At 57.8% G+C, this 21,749-nt stretch carries 19 protein-coding genes; 2 read left to right on the top strand and 17 right to left on the bottom strand.

Going from position 1 to position 21,749, the window contains the following annotated elements; genetic code table 11:
• Positions 1 to 30: 30 nt before the first annotated feature.
• Positions 31 to 2,103, bottom strand: coding sequence for a beta-galactosidase (locus ACFOTD_RS13250; protein WP_378119417.1), 2,073 nt, complete (start codon positions 2,101 to 2,103; stop codon positions 31 to 33).
• A gap of 148 nt (positions 2,104 to 2,251) precedes the next feature.
• Between ACFOTD_RS13250 and ACFOTD_RS13255 the strand changes: the two genes are divergently transcribed.
• The gene (locus tag ACFOTD_RS13255) at positions 2,252 to 3,091 is read left to right on the top strand and encodes an AraC family transcriptional regulator (RefSeq protein WP_378119419.1); all 840 of its coding nucleotides are present in this window, start codon (positions 2,252 to 2,254) and stop codon (positions 3,089 to 3,091) included.
• Here ACFOTD_RS13255 and ACFOTD_RS13260 read toward each other — a convergent pair.
• From ACFOTD_RS13260 to ACFOTD_RS13295, 8 genes are all read right to left on the bottom strand, one after another.
• Entirely contained in the window at positions 3,088 to 4,392 is a 1,305-nt protein-coding gene (locus ACFOTD_RS13260; RefSeq protein WP_378119421.1) for an FAD-binding protein, read from the bottom strand. The two genes, ACFOTD_RS13255 and ACFOTD_RS13260, sit on opposite strands and share 4 nt — an antisense overlap.
• Before the next feature lie 182 nt (positions 4,393 to 4,574).
• Positions 4,575 to 5,354: a YheC/YheD family protein gene (locus ACFOTD_RS13265; RefSeq protein ID WP_378119423.1), complete on the bottom strand. Its 780-nt coding sequence runs from the start codon at positions 5,352 to 5,354 to the stop codon at positions 4,575 to 4,577.
• A gap of 99 nt (positions 5,355 to 5,453) precedes the next feature.
• Entirely contained in the window at positions 5,454 to 7,355 is a 1,902-nt protein-coding gene (locus ACFOTD_RS13270) for a PAS domain S-box protein (protein WP_378119425.1), read from the bottom strand.
• 162 nt (positions 7,356 to 7,517) lie between these two features.
• Positions 7,518 to 9,038, bottom strand: coding sequence for a malate:quinone oxidoreductase (locus tag ACFOTD_RS13275; protein WP_378119427.1), 1,521 nt, complete (start codon positions 9,036 to 9,038; stop codon positions 7,518 to 7,520).
• Positions 9,039 to 9,452: 414 nt separating this feature from the next.
• Positions 9,453 to 10,418: an alginate lyase family protein gene (locus ACFOTD_RS13280; RefSeq protein WP_378119429.1), complete on the bottom strand. Its 966-nt coding sequence runs from the start codon at positions 10,416 to 10,418 to the stop codon at positions 9,453 to 9,455.
• 95 nt (positions 10,419 to 10,513) lie between these two features.
• Positions 10,514 to 10,687 carry a hypothetical protein gene (locus tag ACFOTD_RS13285; protein WP_378119431.1) on the bottom strand — a complete coding sequence of 58 codons (174 nt, stop codon included), beginning with the start codon at positions 10,685 to 10,687 and terminating at the stop codon, positions 10,514 to 10,516.
• Positions 10,684 to 11,109, bottom strand: coding sequence for a GNAT family N-acetyltransferase (locus tag ACFOTD_RS13290; protein WP_378119433.1), 426 nt, complete (start codon positions 11,107 to 11,109; stop codon positions 10,684 to 10,686). The genes ACFOTD_RS13285 and ACFOTD_RS13290 overlap by 4 nt, the downstream gene beginning before the upstream one ends.
• Positions 11,110 to 11,412 carry a hypothetical protein gene (locus ACFOTD_RS13295; protein ID WP_378119435.1) on the bottom strand — a complete coding sequence of 101 codons (303 nt, stop codon included), beginning with the start codon at positions 11,410 to 11,412 and terminating at the stop codon, positions 11,110 to 11,112.
• Positions 11,413 to 11,535: 123 nt separating this feature from the next.
• On the opposite strand from ACFOTD_RS13295, the gene ACFOTD_RS13300 reads away from it, so the two are divergent.
• Positions 11,536 to 12,489, top strand: coding sequence for a TRM11 family SAM-dependent methyltransferase (locus ACFOTD_RS13300; RefSeq protein ID WP_378119437.1), 954 nt, complete (start codon positions 11,536 to 11,538; stop codon positions 12,487 to 12,489).
• Positions 12,490 to 12,583: 94 nt separating this feature from the next.
• Here ACFOTD_RS13300 and ACFOTD_RS13305 read toward each other — a convergent pair whose 3' ends face one another.
• From ACFOTD_RS13305 to ACFOTD_RS13340, 8 genes are all read right to left on the bottom strand, one after another.
• Entirely contained in the window at positions 12,584 to 12,817 is a 234-nt protein-coding gene (locus tag ACFOTD_RS13305; protein ID WP_378119438.1) for a hypothetical protein, read from the bottom strand.
• Positions 12,814 to 12,942 carry a hypothetical protein gene (locus ACFOTD_RS13310; RefSeq protein ID WP_378119440.1) on the bottom strand — a complete coding sequence of 43 codons (129 nt, stop codon included), beginning with the start codon at positions 12,940 to 12,942 and terminating at the stop codon, positions 12,814 to 12,816. The genes ACFOTD_RS13305 and ACFOTD_RS13310 overlap by 4 nt, the downstream gene beginning before the upstream one ends.
• A 34-nt stretch (positions 12,943 to 12,976) precedes the next feature.
• Positions 12,977 to 14,632 carry an S-layer homology domain-containing protein gene (locus ACFOTD_RS13315; protein WP_378119442.1) on the bottom strand — a complete coding sequence of 552 codons (1,656 nt, stop codon included), beginning with the start codon at positions 14,630 to 14,632 and terminating at the stop codon, positions 12,977 to 12,979.
• Between the two features lie 102 nt (positions 14,633 to 14,734).
• Entirely contained in the window at positions 14,735 to 15,619 is an 885-nt protein-coding gene (locus ACFOTD_RS13320; protein WP_378119444.1) for a carbohydrate ABC transporter permease, read from the bottom strand.
• 16 nt (positions 15,620 to 15,635) lie between these two features.
• Positions 15,636 to 16,526, bottom strand: a complete 891-nt coding sequence (locus ACFOTD_RS13325; RefSeq protein ID WP_378119446.1) for an ABC transporter permease — start codon at positions 16,524 to 16,526, stop codon at positions 15,636 to 15,638.
• Between the two features lie 133 nt (positions 16,527 to 16,659).
• A complete protein-coding gene (locus ACFOTD_RS13330) occupies positions 16,660 to 18,363 on the bottom strand; it encodes an extracellular solute-binding protein (RefSeq protein WP_378119448.1) in 1,704 nt (567 codons plus the stop codon).
• A 177-nt stretch (positions 18,364 to 18,540) separates the two neighbouring features.
• On the bottom strand, positions 18,541 to 19,968 hold the full coding sequence (locus ACFOTD_RS13335; RefSeq protein WP_378119450.1) for a response regulator transcription factor: 1,428 nt from the start codon (positions 19,966 to 19,968) through the stop codon (positions 18,541 to 18,543).
• Positions 19,969 to 21,720: a sensor histidine kinase gene (locus ACFOTD_RS13340; RefSeq protein WP_378119452.1), complete on the bottom strand. Its 1,752-nt coding sequence runs from the start codon at positions 21,718 to 21,720 to the stop codon at positions 19,969 to 19,971. It lies immediately after the preceding gene.
• Positions 21,721 to 21,749 lie beyond the last annotated feature (29 nt).

Consider the following 21,749-nt stretch of genomic DNA (forward strand, 5'->3'; position numbering starts at 1 on the left):
GAAAAAAGGAAGCGGTCGCGATTCATATGTTTATTCGGCCGATCGAATGAGCACACGCACGCCGTTCTGCGCGAGGTTCAGCTCGCCGTCCGCCAGCGGCTCTCCGGTCTCGGCATCCCGGTAGGACCGGCCGTCCAGCTTGACGGTCTGGCCGGCGCCGCTGTAATTTTCGACGAACACGTAGTCCGACACGCCGTCGGAGCGGACATGCGCCGTCACGCCGCGCGGCAGCTCCGACGCGATGGCCCTCGGCAGCGACAGCGTCACGGCGAGCTTGGCGTATAGCGCGTCGAGGAACGCGGCATCAGCCCGGGTCGCCAGGTAATAGGCACGACCCTTGCCCAGCGCGTTCACCGTAAGTGCCGGACGCCCGGCGTAAAAGTCGTCCCGGTACGTCGCCAGCGCGGTCGCGCTCTCGAGGTGCACGAGCTCGCACAGCTCGCGCGATTCGTACGTCTCCGCGAGGCCCAGCTCGTTGCCGGGAACCGGCACAAGCGCGTTGCGTTCGTCGTCATACAGCGCGTCGATCTCCTCCGCCCATATGCCGAGCGTCTTGCGCAGCGGTCCGGGAAATCCGCCGAGGTGACACAGGTCATGCTCGTCGACGACGCCGCTCCAATAGGTGGCAACGAGCGTACCGCCATTTTCTACGAAACGCTCCAGGCGTTCGCCGGCGGATGCCCGGCACAGGTACATCATCGGCGCTGCGATCAGGTCGTAGCGGGAGAGGTCCCGGTCTTCCTCGGAGCCGATAATATCTACCTGGATGCCGAGCGACCACAGCGCGCGGTAGTGCTCCATCAGCGTGTCTTCGTAATGAACGCCTGCATTGCGCGGCCCTTGCGAATCGTTAACCGCCCAGCGATTGTCCCAGTCGGTCAGCAGCGCGGCGCGGGCATTCACGCCGGTCCCCGCCGCGTCCGCGATGCGGCGCAGCGTCTCGTCCAGCTCCGCCACGTCGGCGAATACGCGCGTATGCTCGTGCCCGACATGGTCGACGACCGCGCCATGCAGCTTCTCGCTGGAGCCGCGGCTTTTGCGCCACTGGAAGTACTGCACCGAATCGGAGCCGTGGGCGACGGCCTGCAGGGAAGCGAGCTTGTGCATGCCCGGCTTTTTCAGCTTGCTGATCGGCTGCCAGTTGGTCATGCTCGGCGTGCTCTCCATAAGCAGGAACGGCTTGTCCTTGAGCGAGCGGAACAGATCGTGATTGTAAGCGAACCAGGCGGCCACTTCGATGTCGTCCCGCGCGCCGTGCCACTTCGGATAGGCGTCCCAGGAGACGACGTCCAGAATGTCGGCGAATTTGCGGTAATCGAGCCCTTCGTAGCCTTCCATCAGGTTCGTCGTGACGGGAAGGTCCAGGTTGTAGGGACGCACCGCCGCAATCTCGTGGGCGCAGAAATCGACGGTACGCGCGGTCACGAAGCGCCGCCAGTCGAGGTTTTGTCCATGGACCATGCTCTCGCCGCGCGGCGAAGGCGCTTCCACCTGCGACCAGCTCGTATACGTATGCGCCCAAAAGGAGGTCCACCAGGCAGCATTCAGCGCATCCAGCGAACCGTATTCGTCTTGCAGCCATTCGCGGAACGCGTCCTGGCAATAATCGCAATGGCAATCGCCGCCGTATTCGTTGGAAATATGCCAGCCGACGACGGCGGGGTGCCGGGCATAGCGCTCCGCCAGCTTGCCGTTCATGATCGCCGTCTTCTGCCGGTACACCGGCGAGCTGTAGCAGTGATTGTGGCGGACGCCGTGCAGATTGCGCACGCGCTGGGCGTTGACCCGCAGCACCTCGGGATAGCGCTCGGACATCCATGCGGGACGTGCGCCGCTCGGCGTCGCGAGCCAGGCATAGATGCCGCTGGCTTCAAAGCGCTCGAGCACTCGGTCCAGCCACGCGAATTCGAATCTGCCTTCCTCGGGCTCGATCGCCGACCATGCGAAGATCCCGACCGCCATTACGTTGCAGCCGGCCAGCTTCATGAGCCGGATATCCTCCTCGAGTACCTGCGGATCGTGCTGCCATTGGTCCGGATTGTAGTCCGCACCATGCATGAACCCCTTGATCTTGCCGCTGACAGGCGCATAACGCTTCGTCATCGTGACTCTCCCCTTCGCTCTGTGCTTATCGTCTCATTGCTAACGCATAAAAACTAAACTATAGTCTGATTGTAGTCTTACGATCGGTATAATCGTTAGCACAATGAACGTCAAAATAAGCACAAAATGAACATGGAGGCCATCAGACATGCAGCTCCCGTTCCGCCTGTCCCCGTCCGTACATCGCGAACGGCTCCCGGTCAGTCTCTACTGCGTCGGCGCGCACGCCCAGCATCCGGTGGCTCGCCCGTCCGGTTTTCCCGTGATGCAATGCTTTGTCGCGTTCGGGGGCCGCGGCCGCTTTGAATTTCCCGACGGGAGCAGCCTGTCGGTCGATGACGGCCAGGCGCTGCTGCTTCCCGCCGACGACGCCCATCGCTACGAGTCGTATCCGGGGCAGCCTTGGCTGCTCGGCTACGTCGGCTTCGAGGGTCCTTGCGCGCCGGATATCGCGGAAGCTTGCGGCTTGCCTTTGCGTACGGCGTTCACGCTAAAAGACACCGATGCGCCCGCTGCGGGCATCCGGGGGCTTTGGCAGCTCGCGGACCGGGCCGATCCGGACGCCGCGCGTTTGTTATCTGCGCATCTTTACGATTTTTTGCTGCTGCTCGGGTCGCTCGCAGCCGGGCCGGCTTCGCCCGCTGCGCCGCTGCGCACGCGCCAATCCGACGCCGCGCTCAAACGCGCCGTTCATTTCCTGCACGAGCACTTCGCCGAGCCGCTGGTCATGTCGAACGTCGCCAGCGCGGTCGGATACTCGGTGCAGCATTTCCAGCGGCTGTTCCGCGAAGCTTACGGCGAGCCGCCGCTCGCGTACCTTCGCCGTATCCGGCTTCATCAGGCCGCGGTGTGGCTGGAGGAGGATCCTCACGCCTCCGTCTCGGAGACGGCCGGCCGAATCGGCATGGATCCCAATTATTTTATCCGCTCGTTCAAGCAGGCTTACGGCATTTCTCCCGGGCATTATCGAAGAGATAAAGGGCGTTAGTCTCCCGCGCCGGCGCTGTGTGCGCCGGGCAACAGCCGTTCCGTATAGGCATTGCGGAACTTGCCGTCCGGATCGAACCGCGCGACGAGACTTTCGAAGTCGGGCAGCCTGACATAAAGCGAACGCAGACGATCTGCGGGCATGACGAACAGCTTGGCCCAGTGCGGTCGGGCCTTGTACGGCGCGAGCGCCTCCTCGATCAGCGGGAGCAGGCGGGAGACGGCCGCCTGCTCGGGCTTCCACGTAAAGTGGATGCCTACGGCGTCCTGTCCATAGCAGGGACTCATCCACAGTTCGTCCGCGGCAATCGTGCGGATCTCAGACACGTACAGCAGGGGCGCGATTTGCGTGCGCAGCCGTTCGATCGCGCACAGCGCATCGTACGCCGCGGCGCGCGGGACGAAATATTCGCTTTGCAGCTCTTCGCCCGCGCTTGGCGTGAAGTTCATGCGGAAGTGCGGCAGACGCTCGTACCACTTTCCGACGATGCCGAGCTGTTCGCTGCAGGGGTCCGCCGGCAGTCCGGACACAGGATGCTTGCGCTCGGTCGCGCGCGTCGCGCCGTAGAATGACTGTTCCTCCTGCGATTGACTACCGTCGCCCGCTGCTTCCTTTCGTTTCAACCATACCTGGTTAAACCCGGCCTGGCGCCAATCCGTGAACAGGCTAACGCTGTAGGCGGCGGATAGAATCTCGTCAGTATGACCCGCAAGCGCATCGAGAGCCAACCCTTCGTAAACCGTCTGGCTCATGCGAAACGCCGGAATCAAGTCAAGCGTAATTGCCGTCACGATGCCCAGACGCCCGAGACCGACAACGGCCCCTTGCAGAGTCCCGTCCCCGTCGTCGCGGGAGATCTCGACCTTCTCCCCGTTCGCCGTGACCAAGTCAAGCGCATGAACCGACGTCGACAGGTTGCCGTTGCGAACGCCGGAGCCATGCGTCGCGGTCGCGCAGGCGCCGGCGACCGTAATATGCGGCAGCGAAGCCAAATTAGGCAGCGCATACTCCCGCTCGTCCAAATAAGCGCAAAGCTCCCCGTATCGAATGCCGCCCTCGACTTTGACTCTGCCATTCGTTTCGTCCAATTCGACGACCCGGTTCAGCTTTTCCATCGAGAGCAGCGTACCTTCCGTATCGGCGATTCCGTTAAACGAATGACGCGACCCGAGCGCCTTGACGCGGTTGCCGCGGGCCACCCGCTCCTGGATTTCTTCGACGCTCGCCGGAGCGGCGATCTCGGCGGCCTGAAAACGATAGTTGCCAGCCCAGTTGGTGTCGTTTCGCGAATTTTCCGTCATGCTTGCCATCCATCCTCTCATGAAGAAGCGCTGCGCTTTCATCATTAAACATAACATGATTGCGCGGCAACCGCTCGGCTGGATGCAAACGCGAAAAAGACGCCGGCGAGGAACATGCGCCATGCGTCTTAATCCATCATATTCGCTTGGTTCGCTAGCACTGGGGATCATTTTGATTTAAGTTAAGCCCGTTTGGACGAGACGCGACGCGTCTTTTTCCCTCGAACCGCGCCCGCTTTTGACAACCGGCCGTACGCCATTATTCTTCGATACATCCGTTTGTCGGACAATGCGTTAAAAATGGATTTGTCGGGCCGCGAATTCACCTCGATGATCCAGGGCTTCAGCGACCGGTCGATGCCTATGTCGATGCCGTATGCGCGGAATTGAGGGAATCGGCGGTTCAGATGGCGGCTGACCCGAAGTCCGAGTCCCAATAGCCGCTTCTTGTAGCGTGAGCGTCCGGCAGGAGGAATGGAAGGCGAGAGCAGCACGTCGGCAGGCATCGGCTTGCCCCCGTTATGGTAATTGGTCACGATTTTATTGGGCCTGGCAAGACGTCCGACGATGCCGGTCGCCTCCCAAGCCCCCTTCGGATTCCGTTGGACCATGACACGGAGGTCGAACGGCCGGCGCTTGTAACTGAGCAATGGAATCCCCATTTGCACCAAATACGTTTTTTTCGCCTTCGCCTTGGAATAAGCGGCATAGGCGTGTTCGAGCTTCGCGTACGTTCGGCTGTGCGTGCCGTGCCTCAGCCGGTATCCGTTCTTGAACCTCGATAACTTGAAGATGCCGAAGCCGCCGGTGCCATGACTCGGCTTTAGGTATACGGCCGAATATCGCCGTAGCATCGCTCGGACCGACTTCAAGTCGGCGACTGCCGTTGGAGGCAAATGCGCAGCGGCCGTCCGATCCTTGAGCAGCAGCCTGTATTTGCCCAGCTTGTTGTTCCCGTGCATGGCCGCCCCCCCGTTCCGATTGTTCGAATCCCCCTTTACATATATGCACCGGCGACGCCTGCAGCTTATGCGCATGTCGGGTTTCTTTTCGCCTAAACGCTAAACCGCCTTGCTCACGTATTGGACCAATATTTGCGTGACCACCTCCCGCTTTACGGGCTTGCTCACGTATTCGTCCATGCCGGCTGCCAGGCACTTTTCACGGTCGCCCTTGAGGGCGTTCGCGGTTACCGCAACGATTCGCGGACAACGATCGGGCGCCAGTCGCTCCTTGATCGCACGCGTCGCGTCCAAGCCATTGATAACCGGCATCTGAATATCCATAAAAATTAAATCGAAAGGTTCGCGAAGCGCCGCTTCGATCGCTTCTTTCCCGTTCGCGGCCACCGACACGTGATGACCCATTTTCTCCAGCATTTTTTTCAGTACGAGCGTATTGATGGGATTATCTTCGCCAACAAGTATTTTCGCCGCTGACAAGACCGCATCTCGCGGCTCCCCGATCTCGGGCATCAGATGATTTTCCGTCCTCTCGTGCAGTTCGACGGAGAATTGAAAGGTCGAGCCGTTTTTGCCGTCGCTCTCCGCGCGGATCTCCCCGCCCATCAATTCGACGATCCGTCTGCTGATGGAGAGGCCAAGCCCAGTCCCTTCATGCTTGCGCATCATAAAGCTGTCGATCTGCGAGAACGGATCGAAAATCTCTTCCAACCGATCCGGCGGAATGCCGACTCCGGTATCCGTCACGGTAAACGACAGCAGCGGCGTTTTGGCTTTGACCTTTTTGACGGCGACCGACACTTTGCCGCTGGGGGTGAACTTCACGGCATTGCCAAGCAGGTTGAGCAGCACTTGCTTCAAGCGATCGGCATCGCCGTATATATAATCGGGTACGTCGTGATGAATGGCATACGACAGCTCAAGACTTTTTTCGTCCGCCTTGGCGGAGACGACCGACATGCTGTCCTTGATGCATTTTCGGAGGTCGAAGGAGGTTTCTTGCAGTTCGCTTCTGCCCGCTTCGATTTTCGACAGATCCAGAATATCGTTGATGATGGCGAGCAGGGCCTCTCCGCTGTTGCGTATGATCTCGACATAGCCCTGTCTTTCCTCGTCCAGCTCCGTATCGAGCAGGAGGTCGGTCATGCCGATGACGCCGTTCATGGGCGTACGAATCTCGTGGCTCATCATCGCCAGAAATTCGCTTTTCGCGCGGTTCGTGGCCTCCGCCATTTCTTTGGCTAACACGAGCTGTTTTTGCTCCGAAATGTCCTTGCAGATGAGATAAAAGCCGATATTGCGATTGCCGACGAAAATAGGGGCGATACTCGTAATGACCTCGACGACCTCTCCGTCCTTGTTAACCAAGGTATCGATGCCTTGCTCGACCGTCGCGTCCTGAAGCGCGTCCGCCAATATACGATCCACGTTAGGCTGGCCGATAATATTGGCAAGCTCCATGCCGATCAGCTCCGATTCGATGCAGTAGCCCGTCAGCTTTTCGGCGACCGCATTCCCGTTAATCACGCGCCCCTGCAGGTCGAAGGAGATAACGGCGTCATGATTGTATTTTTTAAGCGAGGTATATCGTTCGACGGATTCCTGAAGCTTAATTTCGGATATTTTTTGCTTGGAAATGTCGTTGATCTGCACAATATAATAAAGCGGCGTTCCTTCGTCGCTGCGAAATAGACGTACGGACGTCATTGTCCAGATCGTCGCGCCGTCGTTTCTGATAAATCGCTTTTCCATTAACCATTCCAACTCGGTCTCCCCCATCAACGCCTTCAGCTCTTCGATGGATTGAACCGGATCATCGGGATTCGAGAAGCAGCCGAACCGCTGCCCTTCGAATTGTTCCTTGCTATAGCCGAATATCCGCTCCATGGCGGGATTCACGGTTAAAAAAAGTCCGTCCGGGTCGGTCAATGCGACGCCGAAGGAAGCGAATTGAAAAACTTGCCCGTTAAAGGAATTCTGATCCAGGTTGACGCGATGCATGGGTTACCTCCATATTTTCGTTCAGCCGCCCAGATTGCATGCTGGCATCATTTTTTCGTTTCATTTACCCGCTATAAAACGCCCTGAAACTGCCAAAAAAAAAAGCAGCGGCGCCCGGGGAAAAATGTCCCGGACGCTCGCTGCGATGAAAAACGGGGAATACTAGGAAACCGGCTGACTTGTCGCCTTTTGATAAGATTTGCTAGCGCTTAAGCCGAGCGAATGCGCCGTCGACGCCTGGATCTCGCGGAGCAGCTCCGGATTTTTAAGCAAGGAAGCGCCATACGACGGAATCATTTCTTTAAGTTTGGGCTCCCAAGCCTGAATCTGCTGCGGGAAACATTTTTTGATAACGTTCAGCATGACCGATACGGCGGTCGAAGCGCCCGGGGACGCACCGAGCAGCGCGGCGACCGAGCCGTCTGCGGCCGTGACGACCTCGGTACCGAATTGCAGCGTTCCTTTGCCGCCTGCGGCCGTGTCCTTGATGACCTGCACGCGCTGGCCGGCTACGACCAGATCCCAATCCTCGCTCTTCGCGTCCGGCACGAACTCGCGGAGTTCCTCCATGCGCTGCTCCTTGGACAGCATGACCTGCTGGATCAGGTACTTGGTGAGCGACATGTTTTTGGCGCCGGCTGCCATCATCGTGACCAGATTGTGCGGCTTGACCGATGTAATCAGATCGAGCATGGAGCCCGTCTTCAGGAACTTCGGCGAAAAACCGGCAAACGGCCCGAACAAGAGCGATTTTTTGTTGTCGATGAACCGGGTGTCAAGGTGAGGCACCGACATCGGAGGCGCGCCGACCTTCGCTTTGCCGTAAACCTTGGCGTGATGCTTGGCGATGACTTCCGGGTTGGTGCAAGACATGAACAGACCGCTGACCGGGAATCCGCCGATATGCTTGCCTTCGGGAATGCCCGTCTTTTGCAGCAGGTGCAGGCTGCCGCCGCCGCCGCCGATGAAGACGAACTTCGCGGTGTGCCGCTCGACGCGGCCGTTATCGGCGCGTACCTTCAGCTCCCAAGCGCCGTCGCGCGTGCGGCTGATGTCGTCCACTTTGCGCTTGTATTTAATGTCGACATTGTTTTTCTTAAGGTGTTCGAACAGCATGCGCGTCAAAGCGCCGAAGTTAACGTCCGTGCCTGCGTCGACCTTGGTGGCCGCGATCGGCTCGTTCGCGCCCCGGTTTTTCATGATCAGCGGGATCCATTCCTTCAGCTTGGCATGATCCTCGGTATACTCCATGCCGTGGAACAGCGGATTGACGGACAACGCTTCATACCTTTTTTTCAAAAACGATACGTCTTTTTGCCCGTGCACGAGGCTCATATGCGGCAAGGGCATAATGAAATCGTGCGGATTGCGGATCAGCTTGCTCTCGACGAGGTAGGACCAAAATTGCATGGAATCCTGAAACTGCTCGTTAATGCTGATCGCCTTGCTGATATCGATCGAGCCGTCAGGCTTTTCAACGGTATAGTTGAGCTCGCACAGCGCCGCGTGTCCCGTTCCGGCGTTGTTCCACTCGTTGGAACTCTCTTCGCCCGCGCTTGCCAGCTTCTCAAGCACGGTAATTTTCCAGCTCGGCGCCAGTTCCTTCAGCATCGCGCCAAGCGTCGCGCTCATGATGCCCGCACCGATCAAGATTACGTCTGAACTCGTTTGTCCGTTGCTCATTCATGACCATCCTTATATCTTAAAATTTGCGCAATTATGTCCGGGTCCGAATTAACCTTATCTATTTTAACACTATTACCATCCGACTTTAATAAATGTTTACTATAGAGATGATCGATATAAGTTATTTCTTTGCGGTGGTTCAAATGGCTTACATCGAAAGGTGCACGGTGGCGGCGGGACGCGGTAAGTTGTGGCGATAGGCGCGGAGATGCATAAGAAATGTGCACGGTGATGGCGGGGGCTCGGTGCTGGGTGGCGATAGGCGCGGAGATGCATAAGAAATGTGCACGGTGATGGCGGGGGCTCGGTGATGGGTGGGGATTGACGCGGAGATGCATAAGAAATGTGCACGGTGGCGGCGGGGGCGGTGATTGAGAGCGATGAACGCCCCCGCAGCACCGCCGTCCATCGTCATATGGACAGCGCGGGATAATTCCAGGCATACGACTGGAAGAAGCCGCTGCTCGCGTTGCGGTGTCCCGTCACCGGCCGATGCGGCGCAGCAAAGCGCGCATAGGCTTCATTCTGATAAACGATAGCCATGGCCTCGAACAGATCGACCGGCCACGTATCCGCGCCGAGCGGAGCCGGGATGTTCTGCGTCTCGCCTGTGGGCCAATCGTCGGCTCGGCCGTCCGCGTAGCGAAGGAACGTATCGAGGGCGCACTTGATGCTCTTGCCCCCCGGCGAAGTCCAGCGAAACAGATCCTCGCCTGTCGTATCGAGCACAAGCTTTGCAGCAGCCGTCATTGGCGCCAAGGCGAAATAATGGTACCACATCGCATTGGCGCCTCTCGCCGTTTCCTCCGGCAAGAAACCGTCCAACGCAACGGCATGATCGATATGCGCTCTTAGCGCTTGGGTCGCTAAGGCGAACGCCTCATCGTCGCCAGTCAACCGATGGAGCGCTAGGCGCGCATACAAGCTCCAGTCCCACCAATTGTTGCGCCCTTCGATGGCCTCCCAAGCGGGAAGACATACCAGCGTCAACCAATCTTTGAACCGCTCCCGCGACCCAACGCTCCAGCCCTCGAAGGGCTCCAGCCAAAGCGCTGCGCGAATGAAGCCGACGCCTACGTAAGCGGATACGAGCGGACCGTCGTGACCGCCGATCTCCCGGTTCACGGTCGCCCAACCATCGAGAATCTCCACGGCTTTGGACGCGTAGATCTCATCCCTGGTAATGCGATAGGCAAGCGCTGTCGTGTAGACTGCTTGGGCATCGGGCTCCATCAATCTTTTGCCACGCTGATGCCCTTCGCGATCATAATAAAATCCGGGAATCGACCAGTTGGGGACCGCGTTGCACGTCGTCTGCAGACTGGCTTGCGCTTCCCGGAGCAGAGCTGCAACCGCAAGCTTGGGGTATCCAGCCACGGCGATCAGTCTTCCTTTCATGCCTGATTCTATTTTTTTATCTTAACGATGAAATTCGCAGAATAACATACACCCAGTTAGCGCGGGCATATCCTTTATTTCATTCGGGCAATCGCTAGGTACTGATACCATTCCTTTTTCTTTCTTCTATCGCAATCGTCCGATACCCAATTCACGACCTTGATGTGGCCAATCAATAACGCGACTGCTGCGAAAAAAGCGCCAAACAAACCTGCAATAAACCACATTGCTGTCTTGTCGTCGATCATCGGGCACTCCTTGGATCAGCGCAATCAGACATCAGCTTTTCATAAAATACGATTGTCATCTTGTCGTTAATCACTTCGCTTTTCCCAGTTCTGCGGCAGCCCAATTTTTCATAAAGGTAGCAATTGCCTCGCTCTTGAAGAATGGTGTCCAGTTCCCATCTTTCGGCTTCTTCGTATTTTTGCTCAAGTAACGCAAAAACCTGTTGGGCGATACCGAGACCTTGATATTCGGGCAATACAAATATAGGGCTCACTCGAAACGTGTTATTTTGCAGCCTTACGATTCGAACGGCCCCGACGGAAAGGGAAGACATTCTGATGAAATAGTAATCGGTAATCGGTTGGTTTAATCGGCTGACGATCCGTTCGACCGGTTCGTTTGCGGGACTCGCTCTTGCCAATGATACATTCGATACGTCCATTTACGTTCCTCCAGTTCCGCCGTTCGATCGGCCAAACGAGACCTTTTGAGGCAAGTCCAAATTTTGTAACCGTTCGTGCACTTCTCTTATATCTATCTGTTGCTTATACTTTTTGGTGAGAATGAAGCCGCTGAGTATATTTTTGCAGATCTCTTTTTCATCCGCGCTGCGTTTCGACAAACTTGATGGAGAGAACTCGATCGGCTCGCCGAAATGGATGGATAAACCGGAGCTAATCATCTGCTGTTCTTCTTTCGTGAGCGCCATAAATTGCGAAAGCAGCATTTCATCGATAGAATCCACGATCATTCTCCTTTGATGCACAGGTTTCCCATCTTATTCCACGCTCGGCGCCTTTTATCCTGCATCTGATGTATAATGGGCAGAACGACTGAACGAACTTCTCAGGTTAAAGGCGGTTTGGCTTTGGCTCTTTCAAAAACATCCCCAATTTACATCTATACCTACGTTGCGCATGAGGACGAGCGATCTCTATGCCTATTGGAGCTGCGCTCCTTGTTCGGCATCGACGCCGAGCTTCCTATTTTCAAAAGTCACGTCCCTATCGATCCCAGTCGAAGCCCCTTTATTAAGGACAGGCTCGAGGTCTGGTACGAAGGCGGCAGCGTGGAAGAGATCGCGATTCAAGTGGCGGAAATGCCTGCGCTTCAGTCGTCGTTCAAGGTATTGTTCGTCAAAACGAACGATCTGCCAGCGAATGAAAAAGTGTCATACGAGGATGAACGGGAAATCGAGCGGCAGGTCGGCTTGCGGATCAAAGGCAAAGCGGATATGCGTCAGCCGGACCAAATCTTCGGCATCGCGACGATGGGCGGACGCTGGTACTTCGGCCCTCATGCCAAAAACCGTTCCGTATGGCTGAACCATATGGACAAACCCCGCCAATACTCCATGGCGCTCCCCACGAGGATCGCGCGAGCGGTCGCGAATATCGCGGTTCCGCGTCCTGACGGCATCTCGGCCCTCGATCCCTGCTGCGGCATCGGGACCGTCCTTGTGGAGGCGCTCTCCATGGGCATCGACATGGCCGGTCGCGAGATCAATCCGCTGCTGGCAGGCGGCGCGCGCGAAAATATCGCGCATTTCGGACTTCAAGGCGAGGTTGTCCTTGGTCCGATCGCCGAAGTAAGCGCCCGCTACGATGCGGCCGTCGTGGACTTGCCTTATAATCATGTGTCTAAAATTACCGCCGGGGAACAGCAGTCCATCCTCCTGCACGCCCGCCGGATCGCGGACCGCGTCGTCGTCGTCTCCATCGAACCGATCGACGACATGCTGACGTCAGTTGGGCTTACCATCTCAGATCGCGGCTTCGTCAGAAAAGGGGCTTTTTGCAGATATATCCTATTGTGTGAATAGCAAGAAAAAGAGGATGAAGCGGAGATTTCTCCCGCCTCATCCTCTTTGCTTGCTATCGCTTATTGCTGCCCCTTGAATCGTCTCGCGCGGCGCATCAGTCTCGTTTCCCGATATACAGCAGGTCCGCGTTCGCTTCCGGCAGCTCCAGTATCGTATTCAAGCCATCGGCGCGCACGTTCGGCGCGCACGGATACCGCTCGCGCAGATCGAACGCTTCCCAAGCCGGGGCCTGGCGCCATATACGGCAAACTTGCACGTCAAAGACTTCGAGATTAAAAGAGTCGACCATCAGATGGGGTTCTCGGTACTCGGCACGCCGACGGGTCAAGGACGCTTGAACTGGCCCCTGCCGCACGAAGCGTTAATGAATAACCGATCGTCGCCGGACGTCCCGACGAAGCCGCGTCCGCCGTGACCGATCATCTCGAATACGGCAAGCGGATCCTGATTCATTAATCCGCCGGTTCGCCGACGCCTTCATGCCGTCTCAATCAAACGAATACGCTGCAAACCGCCTGGCGTTGGCCATGCTCGCCCAGACGTCCAGGCTCTCCCCACCCATGTACCAGAAGCCGTAGCCGGCCACGCCAAGCGATTGACCGAGGGCAATCCTGAGCGACAGCGAACGGCCATCCTCCAGCCAGATCCGATGCAAGGACGCCGCCGTCCCATAGTAGGCGTAGTACTGGCCGGTCGTTTCCTCCCATTTTACATTGGCGCGCATGGTCGTCACGAGCTCGTTCTGCCGAACCAGACTAATCTCCTCGGAGGCGGTCGTGCCGGCCACGGTATGCCATTCCCGGTTGTACAACGGCAGCGCCATAATGACGCGGGCGGCGGATACCTGCTTAAGCAGCGTCGTCAAGCCTTGCTTGAGCCAGGGCAGCGACGACACCGAGCCCGGAGCGCCGCCGCTCCAATGCTCGTCGTATCCCATCAGCACGATGTAATCGGCAGCCTTCCCCAGCGCGGCGTAATCGAATACTTCCGTCCAATCCGTGCCCAGGTCGGGCGAGACGTCCACAGACAGCACGGCCGGCACCTTGTCCAGCGCAACATTTAATTCGGCGATAAATAAGGTAAACGTCTGACGATCGCTCGGCGCCATGTTCTCAAAGTCTACGTTTAGTCCGTCCAGGCCATATTGCCGGACCAGGGCGGCCAGTTGCTGAACGAAGGCGCTTCGCCGTTTGGCGTCCGCCAGCATCGTATGCGTGGCGGCTTGATCGGAACGGTTGCCGACCATCGCCCAGACTTGCTTGCCTTTGCCGTGCGCCCACGAAATTAACGAAGCGTTCGCATTGTCCGAGACAGATCCGCTCTTATCGAGAAAGAAGGAGCGCGGCGACAACGTATTGATGCCGGAGGAGAGAACCTCCTTTTCATACTCCGCGGTCGACTGTCCGTATTGCCAGCCGAGCTGGATCGGGGCGTTTGGCGCGGCCTGAATCTTCGCCGACCAGCCCGGATAAGACCAGATCCGATCGAGCATCACGGCCGCTTCCTGCCTCGTCATCGGCGCTTCCGGCCGAAAGCGCCCGTTCTCGTCCCCGCTCATGAGACCGAGCTTCCACAGGCGATAAGCCGCCGGCAGTGCCCAGGCCTGGATTTGCGCCTGGTCCCGGTAAATCCACGCAGACGATGCCGCCGCCGTATCGAGCGGCTGCTTCAAGGCGCGCGCGAGCAGAACCGCCGCTTCCTCGCGCGTCACGGGACGGCTGGGCGCAAACGAAGTTTCCGTTATCCCTTTCGCTAATCCCAATTGGACGGCAGGCTGCACCCACCGGTAATACCAAGCCGTCTTCGGCACGTCCGAAAACGACGGAAGCGCGCTCTCGACAGGCTCGATGCGCAGCAGCCTGTCCAGCATCGTCATAAATTCCGCTCGGGTAACCGGCTTGTCGGGCTCGAACTTGTCCTCCGCCGTGCCGGTTAAAATATGTAACGCCGTCATGTTCGCAATCGCTTGAGCGGCAAAGTTGTCGCGCACGTCTTCAAAAGGAAGCGCGCCGGAGACAGAAGCGACAGTAGCGGCAGCCGTAGCGGTCGGCAGCCAGGGTTCGCCGCTCCATCCCCCCAGCATCCCTGCGAGCGCAGCGACCGACGCAGCCTTGCGCGATGCGGCGGACCATTTTGACACCATCAGGAATCACGCTCTCCGATCTATGATAGAGTCTCGCACTCTATCGTAATCAATCGAAGAATAGATACCTATCCTCAAATAATGGCAGGCGCCGCAAGCTCGCTACTCCTTGACGGAACCTAGCGTAATACCGTGAATAAAAAAGCGCTGCAAAAACGGATAGACGACCAGCACGGGCATCATCGCGATAAAGATTTTGGCCGCATTCAGCGTCTGGTTGGACAGCTCGTTCATCCGCTTGTATTGATCCTCCGTCATGTTGGCGGCATCGATGACGACGACCAGCTGTTGAATGAACGTCTGCAGCGGATAATGATCCTGCCCCGAGGTCAGGACGAGACCGTGGAAAAACTCGTTCCAATGATACACGATCGTAAACAAGGTCACTGTGGCCAGCACGGGAACGGCGAGCGGCACGTAGATCGACAGCAGCATGCGCCAAGGCCCCGTCCCGTCGACCAGCGCAGCTTCGTCCAGCTCCTTGGGCAGATTACGGAAATAATTCACGATCAGAATCACGTTAAATACCGGCACCCCGCCCGCGAGCACCAAGCCCCAGATCGTATTGTACAGGCCCAGCGCCTTGACCGTCATATACCAAGGGATCAAGCCGCCGTTGAAGAGAAGCGTGAAGACAAGGATCCACATAAAAACGTTGCGCGGCCCGAACTCTCTGGTGTTCCTGGAAAGCGGGAAGGCCATCAAGGTCGTAATCGCAATCGTGATGACTGCGCCCAGCGCGACCCGCTGGATCGAGATCCAGAACGAATGGAAAAAACGGCCGTCGTTCATGATCTGCGCATAGGAGTTAAAATTGAAGCCGACGGGCCACAGCCATACTTGACCTGCCGAGGCCGCGGATTTTTCGCTTAAAGACACGGCCAGCGTATACCAGATCGGCAGCAGGCAGAGAAAGGCGACGAGCAGCAGCGCGACGACGAGCAGCCTGTCGAACAGCCGCGACCGCAGGCCTGTGTTCTGTATCATATCGGCTCTCCTTCCCTCAAAAGATGCGATAGTTCGCGAATTTGGATGCGAGCAAGTAGGAGACGACGATGAGGACGAAGCTGACGACCGACTTCAGCAAGCCTACCGCCGTCGCCAGACCGTATTGCATATTCAGCAAACCTTCCCGGTACACCCAAGTGTCGATGATATCGCCCGTCGAATACAGCATCGGGTTGTAAAGGTTGAAGATTTGATCGAAGCCCGCGTTAAGGACGTTCCCGAGACTCAGGACGGCGAGCAGCACGATCGTCGTTCGAAGCCCGGGCAGCGTGACGTGCCACATGCGGCGAAGTCTCGAGGCGCCGTCGATCGAGGCCGCTTCATAAAGCGATGGATTGATGCCTGTCAGCGCCGCCAAATAAATAATCGTATTGAAGCCGAATTCCTTCCATACGTCGCTGCCGACCACGATATAAGGGAACAGGTCCGCGCGGGCGAAAAAGAGAATCGGATCCGCTCCGAAAACCGATAACAGGCTGTTCACGGGACCGGTGTAGGAAAAGATATCGAGCAAAATGCCGGATAAGATGACCCAGGACAAAAAGTGGGGCAGATAAACGATCGTCTGGATCCAGCGCTTCATCGCCATGTAGCGCAGCTCGTTGAGCAAAATGGCGAACGCTAGCGGCACTACGAGATTGGCCGCGATTTTCATGACGGCGATAAAAACGGTGTTGCCGAAAATTTGCGCCGTATCGTTCAGATCGAACATGTACTTAAAATTTTCGAGCCCGATCCATTCGGAGCCGAAAAAGCCTTGTCCCGGGTTGAAGTCCTCGAAAGCAATCACGATGCCGAACATCGGAACGATGCTAAGCAGGATCAGCCACGCGATCCCGGGCAGGAGCATGAGGTAATAATGTTTGGCGAATTGACGGTTTCTCATCCCGTGTCTCCTCTCTCTATCGCCGGCGAGGCAATCGAGGAGACGCCGGTTTCACCGGCGCCCCGTCGTCGGCTGCCATTTTCAGGACCGAGTCCTTTTACTGGAACTCTACCTTCTACTGGAACGCTTCCTTCTACTGGACCGTTCCCTTCACTTCCTCGGTAATTTTGTCGCCGCCCTGCTTCTTCCAGTCGCTGACGAACTTGTCGAAGTCGTCCAGCGGCGCGGCGCCCATAATGATCTTCAGGAAGGTTTCGTCTTCGAGCTTCTTCAGGTTCGACCAGCGGCTCTCCATCGTCTTGGTCTGCGAATAGAGCAGGCTGTACACTTTGTTGTAATCCTGCTCCAGCGGAGACGAGCCGACGAGCAGCGAATAAATCCGGCTCCAGGTACCCATGTCCGCCTTCGGATCCCAATACTTCATATCCATGTTGTCGTAAGGCTCTTTTTTCACCTTGGTCACGTTTTGAATGTCGGCGGCGAGCAGCTTGTAGCCCGGATCCGTAAAGTCCTCCGGCTTCTTCGCGCCGGTCAGCACTTCCTTGAGCGCCTTCGAGGAGTATTCGCTCTCGTCCGTATAGGACATCGGCACGCGCAGCGGGTAATAGCCGACCGGTACGCTGATATCGAACTTGGATTCGTCGCGCACGAGCAGGTTCAGCATTTTAACGACTGCCTCGGGATGCTCGTAGTTCTTCCTGACGACGACGAACAGCGTGGACGGCGCGCCCATGTGGGCGTTGAACTGCCCGTCCGCGTCCAGCGGCAGCAGGTACGCCTGCCAGTTCGCGTCCGGATTGTTTTTGATCGCGTCCGGCAGCGGACCGTAGCCCATCCACCAGGGAGCGAAGAAAATCCCGGCTTGACCGCTGACGATCGGCTCGTAGGCGCTCTTGCGAATGCCGATCTCCTTGTCGATCAGGCCCTCAGCGTACATGTCGCGCAGCTTGCCCAGCGCTTCCTTGGTCTCCGGCAGCGTCGAGCCGTAGACGGGATTGCCCGCGTCGTCCTTGAGCCAATAGCCCGGATAAGACTTGTAGGCGCCGAAGATCGGGTCGAGACCGAACGTGTTGTTGGTCGACTCGAGGAAGTTCGCGTACAGCTTGCTGCCGTTTTGCTGGCCGGAGATGCCGATCGTGTCCTTTTTCCCGTTGCCGTCCGGATCCTGCTCCACGAACGCCTTGGCGACCTTCTCGAGATCCGCCATCGTCTTGGGCGGTTCGAGGCCGAGCTTGTCGAGCCAATCCTTGCGGATCCACATCTCGTGCACGCCGTCGGATTGAACCTGGATGCTCGGGATGGCGTACATCTTGCCGTCGAACGTTACCGATTCCATCGATTTGCCGCCGGTCTTCTCCATGAAGTTTTTCATGGCCGGCGACGCGTATTGCTGGAACACGTCGGCCAGGTCCGCGAGCTGTCCGGACTTCACCATTTCCCGCAGCTGCGTATCCTTCACCACGAGCGCGTCGGGCAAGTCGCTGCTCGAGATCGCAAGATTGACCTTCTGGTCGTAGTTCGTGCCGGATGCGGCTTGCCAGGTGACCTTGGTGTCGATGTTCAAATTGTCCAGCACATAACGCGAGTACTGGTTGTGCTCCGGCGTGTCGCCGCCCGGCAAGCTGTTGTCCGTCGGATCGACCGCTTTGCCGTACGTCAACGCGATCTGTTCGGGATATTTGCCGAACGGGTCCTTGGCCTCGGCGCTTGCCGACGGCGAGCCGGACGATTCGGCGGAAGCGGGAGCGGCGGCGTTACGATCGTTGTTCGATTGGCTGCATGCGCTCAGCGCGACGGCCATGACCGACATGGCCAGCAATGCGGATTTCTTGTTCAACGTGTGGCATCCCCCTTGGCTTTAATTCCTATTGGCGTGAACCCTTATTCTTGGAGCAAAATCAATATAGCATGGCTGAAAGCGCTCTTAAGATGGAGCGGATACCGAGGATCGGGGAGAGAAATGAACGGCAATCGGCACCATCGGCCGCATCTCCCCCTCTTTGCGGGCATCCGTCTACCCTTGCCGGTGCCGGGTCCGGTATTCGCTCGGAAGCATGCCGGTCTGCTCCCGAAATGTCCGGCTGAAGTACTTCTCGTCGGCGTAGCCCGTATGCTCGGCGATCCATTGAATCGGCTTCTTCGTCTGGACGAGGTATTCTCTGGCTTTGTCGACCCTGGTCTTGCGGAGGTATTCGTTAAAGGAATAGCCGACGGCCTCCTTGAACACCTGGTTGAAGTAGCTGCGGCTTAAGTTGACGCGCTTGGCCACATCGATGGCGAACAAAGGCAGCGCCAGCTCGTCGTGAACGATCTTGACCGCGGCCATGATGCTGCCGCTCACCTCTCCGCTCAGATGCGCGCGGCCCGATGCCGCCCCTGACATTTCCCTGAAGGCGTCCAGCCAGACGGCGCAATCCTCCCAGCAAGCAAGCTTGTCCGGCAGCGCGGCCCGGGCGTCCGATACAGAACGGAAAATCCGGTTCCACTCGACCGTGCAGCCGTAAAAAAGCTGCATCAGCTTCTCCGCGGGCAGCCGGAGCGCATGCAAACGACGCCTCAGCTCCGCGAAGCTCGTCTCGTCATGAAGCCATCGGAACGCAAAAAGCATGTCCTGCGTCTCCTCGATCTCCCGCTCACTCGGGGCGGTCCGCTCCGCGCGAAGCTGCTCGAGGTCCAGCTCGATCGGCAGCTTCTTGCCGCCGTCGCAGTCGTAGAAGAAATCCTGCTGCCGATAACGGTTCAAGCGAAGCTGCAGCTCTGCAACCGATTCGCCGGCAGCGTGACGGACCCGAACCATGCGCCATTCGGGCGGCAGCGCTTCCGCTTGAACGGAGGGCCCTCCGCTCCCATACCCCGTTAAGTCTTGCCGGGTTAGTTCACTGGCCGGCAGCCATAGCCTGACATGCGAATCGATGTCGGCCCGCCAGCAACCTTCGCCTTCGGCGGGCAATAATACGGCCTCCGGCTCGGCCTGCTCCCGCAGCGCCAGCAAGGCATAGGCATCGCCGCCCGGGAATCGTTCTTGCGGCGCCGCATCGCTCTCCTTCGTCCGGCCGCTACCACCTGCGACGATCCGCGCGCGGATGCGCCCCAGCACCTCTCCGAAGTGCTCCTTTTCAAGCTGAACCTTCGCAATATAATCGATGGCGCCAAGCCGCAGCGCTTCCTGGATATATTCGAAATCCTGATGCAAGGTGAGCACGGCGACGGCCAGGTCGGGATACCGCTCGCGCACGGTCCGGAGCAGCTCGATGCCCGACATGACGGGCATAGCGAGGTCGGTGATGAGCAGCTCGACCCGGTGGGAAGCGAGAAATTCCAGCGCCTTCTCGCCGTTCGCCGCTTCGCCAGCAATCCGCATCCCGAAGTCGTCCCAAGGCATTGCGGTGATAAGTCCTTTGCGAACCAGGTTATCGTCGTCCACGATCAGTACATGAATCATTCAGTCGTCCTCCTTGACCGGCAGCCGGATGACGATACGCGTCCCGCGGCCGAGCTCGCTTTGCACCCGCATCTCGGCACGGCCTTCGTAATGCGATTCCAGCATCCGCTTGACGTAGTTCATCCCGATTCCCATCCCGACGCGATGCCGCTCCGACTGCTCGCCTGCCAGCAGCGCCGCGATCTTTTGCTCGGAAATGCCGCCCCCGTTGTCACTGATCGAGATCTCGAGCCCGCCTGGCAGGCAAACCTCCACTTCGATCCGGCCCTCGTCGTCTAGCCCGTGATACAAAGCGTTCTCGACCAGCGGCTGAAGGATGAACCGGGGCACTTGGATGTCGAGCAGCTCATCCTGCACGTGCAGCCGGACATCGAATTGAAAATTATAACGAATCTGCTGCAAAATGAGGTATTGCTTGAGGGAATCGATCTCCTCGCGAACGTTGGACAGGCTGTCTCCCTTGCGAAGGTTGTAATAAAGCAGCTTGTTCAAGGAAGTCACGAGCCGGTCGATCTCCTGCTGGCCGTTCATAACGGCCAGCCAGTGCGCGGTATCGAGCGTATTCATCAGAAAGTGGGGATTGATCTGATACAGGAGCTTCTCGATCTCCAGGTCCGCCCGCCGCTTCTCTTTGCTCTCGACCTCCGCGAACAGGTCCGCGATCTGAGACTTCATCTTGCGGAATTGCCCGAGCAGCGCTTCGAATTCCGGGATGTTGGTCCGCATCGTGACCGCGTTAAAATTGCTGTTCGCCATCCACTTGATCTCTTTGCCAAACCTCGACAGCGGCTTGTACACCATCTTCCACAGCAGCCATCCGATGGAGAGGCTGACCGCGATCAGCAGCAGCGCCATGACGAGCATCTTTACGATCCAGGCGTTTTTCTCCTGGTTGTAGCCTGATTTAGGCACGAGCGAGACGACGCTCCAGCCCTGCGTGCTCGCCTGCCGGTACCAATAGTAACCGGCGGCGATGCCGGCGTTTTGCGAAGGCGCTTTCAATTCGGCGAATACCGAATTTTCCGGAAAGTCATTGCCCAGTTCGCTGTACGCGACGCGTCCCTCGTTGTCTAAGATCAGATGGTACGTGTGCTTGCTGACGCCATCGAGGTCGAGGATGCTTTGCGTGAGCTTAAATCCCGATTCGACGTATATATAGGCGTCCTCCCTGTCCGGCAGCTCGACCTTGCGCAGCGCGGACAACACGTATTGGTCGTTGAAGCGATCGTTGCTGACGTGCGGTCCGAAATAGGTGATGCCATAGTAGGAAGAAAGCACGGGCAGTCGGCCGACGTCGAACGAATCCTTGACGCCGGAAGTCTCGAAGAGCATCGACCGGTCTTTTTGAAAATAGTACATCGTCAGTCCGATGTTGGGGTTGGTAAAGGTAATAAGGTTGAGCTGATACTTGATCTGGTCGGTGAGGTTGCTTCTTGCGTACGGCTCGTCCGCGGTCATAAACGCTTCCAGCTGCCGGCCGATATCTCCGGCATAGGCGAGCTGCTGCGACACGTGATTCAGGTTGCCGAGCGTGCTCTCCAGAGACAGCTCGACTTGCTTCAGATTGTTCTGAATGCCCGCCGTCAGTTTTTTGTCCAAAATGGACGTGATGGTGTTGTACGACAAATAGCAGGTAAAAACGAAAGGAAGGAGCGTCGCGGCGGCAAACAGCAGCAAAATCCGGTTTTTCAGCGTGAGTCGTTCCAAAGCCGGTTCCTCCTCTCTCCCGATTCCTGGCCGCGGCGCACGCATCGCATCCGAAATTCCCCGGAAGTTCTCCC

It is taken from the genome of Cohnella sp. GCM10012308, from assembly GCF_042649185.1.
Taxonomy (GTDB): domain Bacteria; phylum Bacillota; class Bacilli; order Paenibacillales; family Paenibacillaceae; genus Cohnella.